The sequence below is a fragment of the Robinsoniella sp. genome (assembly GCF_034124845.1).
The window spans coordinates 1-6,650 of sequence record NZ_JAWYAJ010000082.1 but is presented as its reverse complement, the minus strand read 5'-3'; the positions used below and the strand labels follow the sequence as shown (position 1 = coordinate 6,650).

Genomic DNA, 6,650 nt, shown 5'->3' with positions numbered 1-6,650 from the left:
TGTCCGTACTATATTTTCTAAATCCAATAATTGTTTTTTATGGATGAATACTGCCACAGCTTCATAAGCATCCAATGCCAAATTTTTATACAACTCTTTGTGCTCTTCTATATACTTCTTAAATCCCTGCATTGTATTTTTATTTTGAATCAGTCCAACGACTGCCTTTAAATCCGTTTCAAATTTCTCATAATCCTTGATCTTACATATATTTAGAACATGTATTGGATAATCTGGTACATACAGCTTTAAAAAATCTTTATTCACTTCATCCCCAAACATGTCATACAAACACATGGGTCCGTCCCATTCTTCTTCACCGTAATAGATTACTTGTGTCATAACCGGAGAGATGGTATCTGTTTTTAACATTCCGGAAAGGTATTCTTCTCCGTCCATCTTGTCCTTTTGTCTGTTATGCATTTTTCTCAATGCATTGACCTGATCGTTATAAGTCAAAGCATCATATAACATGCATCTCAACGGCATTGCATAATGTACATTCATTTGATTTTCTATCCCTAAGATCATAAACCGAATTCCAGTTTTACTGGAAACCTTTTTCACAATATCTCGGTTACGTTTTATTACCTGTAAATTTCTTTCTCCTTCACACAAAGCCATACCGGAAAGAGGATTGATATCCACCAGTTCTTCCGGGGTAATCTTCATTTTCCTTTCACTTTGAAATATCTGATGATTATATAGGTCTGCAAACCTTTCATTATCTGACAAATACTTATTAATAATTACATCATTCAATATGCTGCTATTTCCTCCCTTAAATATTTTCACCAGATACGTATTTATCTATCCTGACAGCTTATACTCATATCCAGTTTTTAATAATTAAATCTTTTTTAATAGAATGCAAACTACCGATTTGGACAGTAAAATGAATCTAGCTATATATGTAATTCATTTCATCAACTAATAAAGCACATTTTACTGATATTTTAATGATACGGATTAAACATTTATATTAATTACTTACATAATCGCTTTGTAATTTGCATGTAAAATCTCTTTGCTTAAACTTAGTTTCATTACTTCGTTCATTACTTTACCTATATAGCTTCATATCATTGCTTCATGTATTGTATTGGTCATTACTTAGTAAATTACTTCGCAAATAACTTCTTTCTGAATTATAAATGAAAATTTTGGCAGAAACGCCGATGAAAAAAGATTTAATCTATAATAAGTCTATCACAAATACCTGTTTATTTCAAGAATTTTTTAATGCAACATATTATATAAGCCTTAATTAGCATTTTCTTATTTTACAAAGCCGGCAGATTTACTACATACATTCTACCTATACAGATTTTAGAGAAATTAGCTAACTTTGATAAACTTGATTTTCTGCCGGCTTTGTATCAATATCTATAGCGAAATGAATCGGGACTTCATTTCTAAGTCAACGCTCCGCCCCATTGGCGCTTTAAAGACGGAGCATTATGAAGCTTTATCATTTATCATTTATCATACCTCGAAGATTAAATCTCCGTAGGATGGCATTGGCCATAACTCTTTATTTACTATCATTTCAAGTTGGTCTACTGGTATACGCAGTGCGTTCATAGCCGGCATTACTGCATCATGAAAATATCTTGCCTGTTCTTCACCTTCTGCTTTTTGTGCAGCATTCTGAGTTACTTCTGAAAGTTTATCCAATGCATTCTCTGCGGCTTCCAGCAGGTCACTGGTCCTATCCAATAATCTGGATTGCACATTTGCTTTAGAACCTGCCGCTTTTACAGAAACAATTGTATCCGCAAGTTCTTTCGTGTAATGAATGACTGCCGGCAAAATCTGCTTTCCGGCGATGTCAATCATTGTCTTCGCTTCTATATTGATGGCTTTTGCATAAGCCTCATACTGGATTTCTACACGGGATTCCAGCTCTGCTCTGGTAAATACACCAAATTTTGCAAATAACTCTATTGACTTTTCCGAAACCAGCGCTGGAATTGCATCTACCATGGATTTGATATTAGGCAGACCTCTGCGTTTCGCTTCCTCCACCCACTCATCCGAATAGCCGTTTCCATTGAAGACAATTCTCTGGTGTTTCGTTGCATATTCTTTAATCAGATCATGTACTGCGATATCAAAGTCTTGAGCATTTTCCAGAACCTCACATGCTTCTGCAAATGCTTCCGCTACTATCGTATTCAGCACAATATTGGGCGAGGCAATAGAATCTCTGGAGCCAACCATCCGAAACTCAAATTTGTTCCCGGTGAATGCAAAGGGTGATGTTCTGTTTCGGTCAGTTGCATCTTTTGTAAAATCAGGAAGTGTTTTAACACCCGTATGCAGAACCTCTCCTTTTATGCTCTTTGTCGCCATCCCTGTGCTGATCAGCTGTTCCAGCACATCTTCAAGCTGTTCTCCCAAAAATACAGAGATAATAGCAGGCGGTGCCTCATTTGCCCCCAGCCTGTGGTCATTCCCCACATCTGCCGCAGATTCCCGCAGGAGATCCGCATGTTTATCAACCGCTTTTAAAATGCAGGTAAGCACCAGCAAGAACTGTATATTTTCATGAGGTGTTTTCCCTGGATCCAGGAGATTAATGCCGTCATCCGTAGTAATAGACCAGTTATTATGTTTTCCGGAACCATTTACACCTGCAAACGGCTTCTCATGAAGTAGGCACTGCAGTCCATGCTGGCAGGCAACTTTCTTTAATACTTTCATAACGATTTGGTTGTGGTCCACTGCTACATTTGCCTCTGCATAAATTGGAGCTAACTCGTGCTGTGCCGGTGCCACTTCATTATGCTGGGTCTTTGAGGAAACCCCTAATTTCCACAGTTCCTCATTGACATCCTTCATATAAGAAGCTATCCTTTGACGAATCGTTCCAAAATAATGGTCATCCAGCTCCTGTCCCTTTGGAGGCATTGCTCCAAATAAGGTACGTCCCGTAAAAATCAAATCTTTTCTCTGCAGATATTTTTGTTTATCTACCAGAAAATACTCCTGTTCCGGTCCAACACAGGGGGTTACTTTCTTGGAAGTAGTATTTCCAAACAGTTTGAGAAGCCTGATCGCCTGATCGTTAATCGCCTGCATGGATCTTAACAGCGGGGTTTTTTTATCCAGCGCTTCCCCTGTATAGGAGCAAAATGCAGTGGGAATGCAGAGAATCGCTCCGGCGGCATCTTCCCGGACATATGCAGGTGAAGTACAATCCCATGCTGTATATCCCCTTGCTTCAAAAGTGGCACGCAGACCGCCTGAAGGGAAGGAGGATGCATCCGGTTCTCCCTTAATCAGCTCTTTTCCGGAAAACTCCATGAGAATAGTTCCATCACCCCTGGGCGCCGTTATAAAGGAATCATGTTTCTCAGCCGTAACCCCAGTCAGCGGCTGGAAAATATGGGTATAATGCGTTGCCCCCTTATCCACAGCCCAGTTCTTCATTGCTTCCGCAACTACATCTGCTACTGAAGGGTCTAATTCCTTCCCCTCGTCAATTGTCTTTCTTAATTCTTTATAAATCTTCTTCGGCAGGCGTTCCTGCATTACCTTATCACTAAAAACATTTTCCCCAAATATCTCTGTTACGTTAATTTGTTTACACATATATGATCCTCCTCATTCCAGCTGATACAGCATTGTACAAATAATTGACTCATCCACACAGGATATTCTTAAAAAGGTGTCCAAAGCGGATTATCCGATGTACAATGCTGAATTCATATTAAAAAGCACAAAAAAGGGCACTCCGCCTATTGCGGAACACCCTTGTTCACTCTTTAATCGCTATCAATTTTTAATCTGAATATAAAATACCCTACTTTTAGAAAAAATGCAAGCGAAATTTTTATATTTTTTAAATTCAAAGATTCCGAATCTTTATAAGTTCAAATTAAGCCTTGTTAACAGATCCGAATAATTCCATTTTTTCTTTCACAGTTGCTTTGATTGCTTCTGTTCCAGGAGCTAATAATTTACGTGGATCAAATCCTTTTCCCTGTAAATCTTTGCCTTCTTCAATGTATTTACGTGTAGCTTCCGCAAAAGAAAGCTGGCATTCTGTGTTAACATTGATCTTAGCAACACCTAAATCAATTGCTTTTTTGATCATATCTTCCGGAATACCTGTACCACCATGAAGAACTAATGGCATAACGCCTGTTAATTTCTGAACAGCGTCTAATGTTTCAAAGCTTAAGCCTTTCCAGTTTGCAGGATATTTTCCATGAATATTTCCGATACCAGCTGCCAACATATCTACACCAAGATCTGCAATTCTCTTGCATTCTTCCGGATCTGCACATTCGCCAGCTCCAACAACGCCGTCTTCTTCGCCGCCGATTGAGCCAACTTCTGCTTCCAGAGACATTCCTTTTTCTTTACAGATCTCAACTAATTTCTTTGTATTTGCAACATTTTCTTCGATAGGGCTGTGAGAACCATCATACATAATAGATGAGAAACCAGCTTCGATACATTTCATACAGCCTTCGAAGCTGCCGTGGTCTAAGTGAAGAGCAACCGGAACAGTGATGTTTAATTCTTCCATCATGCCGTTTACCATTCCTACTACAGTCTTATAGCCTGTCATATATTTACCAGCGCCTTCTGACACACCTAAAATAACCGGTGAATTACACTCCTGCGCTGTAGCGAGAACTGCTTTTGTCCACTCCAGGTTATTGATATTAAACTGTCCTACTGCGTAGTGGCCTGCTTTTGCTTTGTCTAACATTTCTTTTGCTGATACTAACATCTCTATTACCTCCATATGATATATTTAAAGCCTTATTAAAAAATTGTCTATGCGACCATTATAACCTATCTTAGAATAAAAATAAACTATTATTTTACAATAATGGGAATTGCCTGCTTGTGGTTGATGATCTCAACATGCTTGTGATCACCGCCAAATTCACCATCCAGAGTCCAGGGAATCTCTTCCTCTGCCTCCAAAACAATATGATCCGTTTTAAATGAATGTATATATTTGGAATTTACTTCTTTCATCAACAGAGCACCAATAATTTCCTGAAGCTCCAACGGATTTTGGGGTGTACGGATCAACGTCACCTCATAAACTCCATCATTTAGCTTTACATGTTTTCCTGTCATGTTCCGAAATCCCCCAACCGAATCTGAGTTGGTAATCATTCCGTAAATAAAATCCCCTTCTATGGTCTCATCATTGGCTTCAATTTTCATTTTATACGATTTAATTCCATAAAGACGTTTCACACCTTCCAGCACATAAGCCAGATGTCCTAAAATATTCTTTAACTCCTGTCTCGTCTGATAAGACACATCTGTAAAAATACCAAATGCAGCAATATATACAAAATAATCATCATTAAATGAACCCACGTCACATAAATAAGGCACGCCATCCATAATATCCTGCGCCGCCTTAACCATATTTTTTGAAAGCTTCAAGCTATTGGCAAAATCATTGGTACTTCCTGCCGGAATATACCCCACCGGACAATTTGCTCCGCTTTCCATCATTCCCGTTATGATCTCGTCCAGCGTTCCGTCTCCTCCGCTGCAAACCACCATGTCGTATTCCGCGGCACGTTCCTTTGTCATTTTGCAGGCATCCAGGAAGCTCTGTGTCGTATAGGAATGTACATCATATCCACCTTTGACAAAAATATCAATAATCTCCAGAAGTTTATTTTTAATAAGACCTTTGCCAGATTTGGGATTGATTATAAATAGCATTTTCTTTTTCATAACATAACACCTCAATACCCCTCTAATGTATGAACCTATTCTACTACCAAAGTTTCAGAGATGCAATCATTTTGTTTTTGGTGTCAACTTCAGCAAACCAGTTTTCATTTTCTGCAGACTATGCTATACTGACCTGTATAAAAGGAGGTGTGAAACAATGATATATAAGACAAAAGGTGTCTGTTCCCAGGCTATTGATTTTGAATTAGATGGGGATACCATAAAAAAAGTATCTTTTATTGGCGGCTGCTCAGGAAATACTCAGGGGGTTGCCCGCCTTGTTGAAGGCATGAATGTAGATGAAGCCATAAAAAAACTGGAGGGCATTAAATGCGGTCCAAGACCTACATCCTGTCCCGACCAGCTTGCAAAAGCTTTAAAAGAAGCAACCGGGAAATAAAACATAGGGCTGTTACCTGAGTTTCATACCAACGTATGCTGTTCCACAGCACTAATCATTTTTGGTACGAACCGGGTAACAGCCTCATTCATATCGATACCAGCACTTGCCTGGCTTCTCTAATATTACGTTTCTTTTTCTATCGGTCCCATTTATCACACATAGCGTTGATCTGGTCTGCAAATTTCGCCAAATCCTTATTCGCCCCGCCTTCATTATGCCGGATAACCGTCATCAATCTCTGTCCGGCACTTAGTAATCTGGCAAATACCGTATTTGCTCTGGCACCCATTACCGTCATACTCTCCGTATCTTTAACAATCGGAACCGGATGGGCTTCTTTGATAAACACATTTTTTTCTAAATCAAATATCGTCCCGCTATACGGTGCTGTTGCTTTTAAATGAAGTTCGTCAATCAAACGATTTTTAAAGATATCACAGACACTGTCTTCTCCATGTGTCACAAATACTCTGGCTGGTTTATTTTCTATAGCAGATACCCATTTGATCAGCCCTTCATTATC

At 38.9% G+C, this 6,650-nt stretch carries 6 protein-coding genes; 1 reads left to right on the top strand and 5 read right to left on the bottom strand.

Features of this window, described 5'->3' with window-relative positions; genetic code table 11:
- The 4 genes from ACH2DQ_RS04110 to ACH2DQ_RS04095 form a co-directional block, all read right to left on the bottom strand.
- On the bottom strand, positions 1-762 hold a 762-nt coding region (locus ACH2DQ_RS04110), incomplete at its 3' end, for an Rpn family recombination-promoting nuclease/putative transposase (protein ID WP_395025685.1).
- A gap of 723 nt (positions 763-1,485) precedes the next feature.
- Entirely contained in the window at positions 1,486-3,597 is a 2,112-nt protein-coding gene (locus ACH2DQ_RS04105; RefSeq protein WP_394910933.1) for a glutamine synthetase III, read from the bottom strand.
- A 286-nt stretch (positions 3,598-3,883) separates the two neighbouring features.
- Positions 3,884-4,747 (bottom strand): class II fructose-1,6-bisphosphate aldolase, encoded by an 864-nt coding sequence (gene fba / locus ACH2DQ_RS04100; RefSeq protein ID WP_394910932.1) that lies wholly within the window; start codon positions 4,745-4,747, stop codon positions 3,884-3,886.
- An 89-nt stretch (positions 4,748-4,836) separates the two neighbouring features.
- Positions 4,837-5,724 (bottom strand): diacylglycerol/lipid kinase family protein, encoded by an 888-nt coding sequence (locus tag ACH2DQ_RS04095; protein WP_394910931.1) that lies wholly within the window; start codon positions 5,722-5,724, stop codon positions 4,837-4,839.
- A 157-nt stretch (positions 5,725-5,881) separates the two neighbouring features.
- Between ACH2DQ_RS04095 and ACH2DQ_RS04090 the strand changes: the two genes are divergently transcribed.
- Positions 5,882-6,124, top strand: coding sequence for a TIGR03905 family TSCPD domain-containing protein (locus ACH2DQ_RS04090; protein WP_394910930.1), 243 nt, complete (start codon positions 5,882-5,884; stop codon positions 6,122-6,124).
- A 139-nt stretch (positions 6,125-6,263) separates the two neighbouring features.
- On the opposite strand, the gene ACH2DQ_RS04085 is transcribed toward ACH2DQ_RS04090, so the two are convergent.
- The coding region (locus ACH2DQ_RS04085; protein ID WP_395025682.1) for an MBL fold metallo-hydrolase RNA specificity domain-containing protein at positions 6,264-6,650 on the bottom strand (387 nt) is incomplete at its 5' end.

Coding starts and splice junctions, on each gene's coding strand:
- ACH2DQ_RS04105 (WP_394910933.1), bottom strand. CDS start 3,597: ATGTGTAAACAAATTAACGTAACAGAGATATTTGGGGAAAATGTTTTT.
- fba (WP_394910932.1), bottom strand. CDS start 4,747: ATGTTAGTATCAGCAAAAGAAATGTTAGACAAAGCAAAAGCAGGCCAC.
- ACH2DQ_RS04095 (WP_394910931.1), bottom strand. CDS start 5,724: ATGAAAAAGAAAATGCTATTTATAATCAATCCCAAATCTGGCAAAGGT.
- ACH2DQ_RS04090 (WP_394910930.1), top strand. CDS start 5,882: ATGATATATAAGACAAAAGGTGTCTGTTCCCAGGCTATTGATTTTGAA.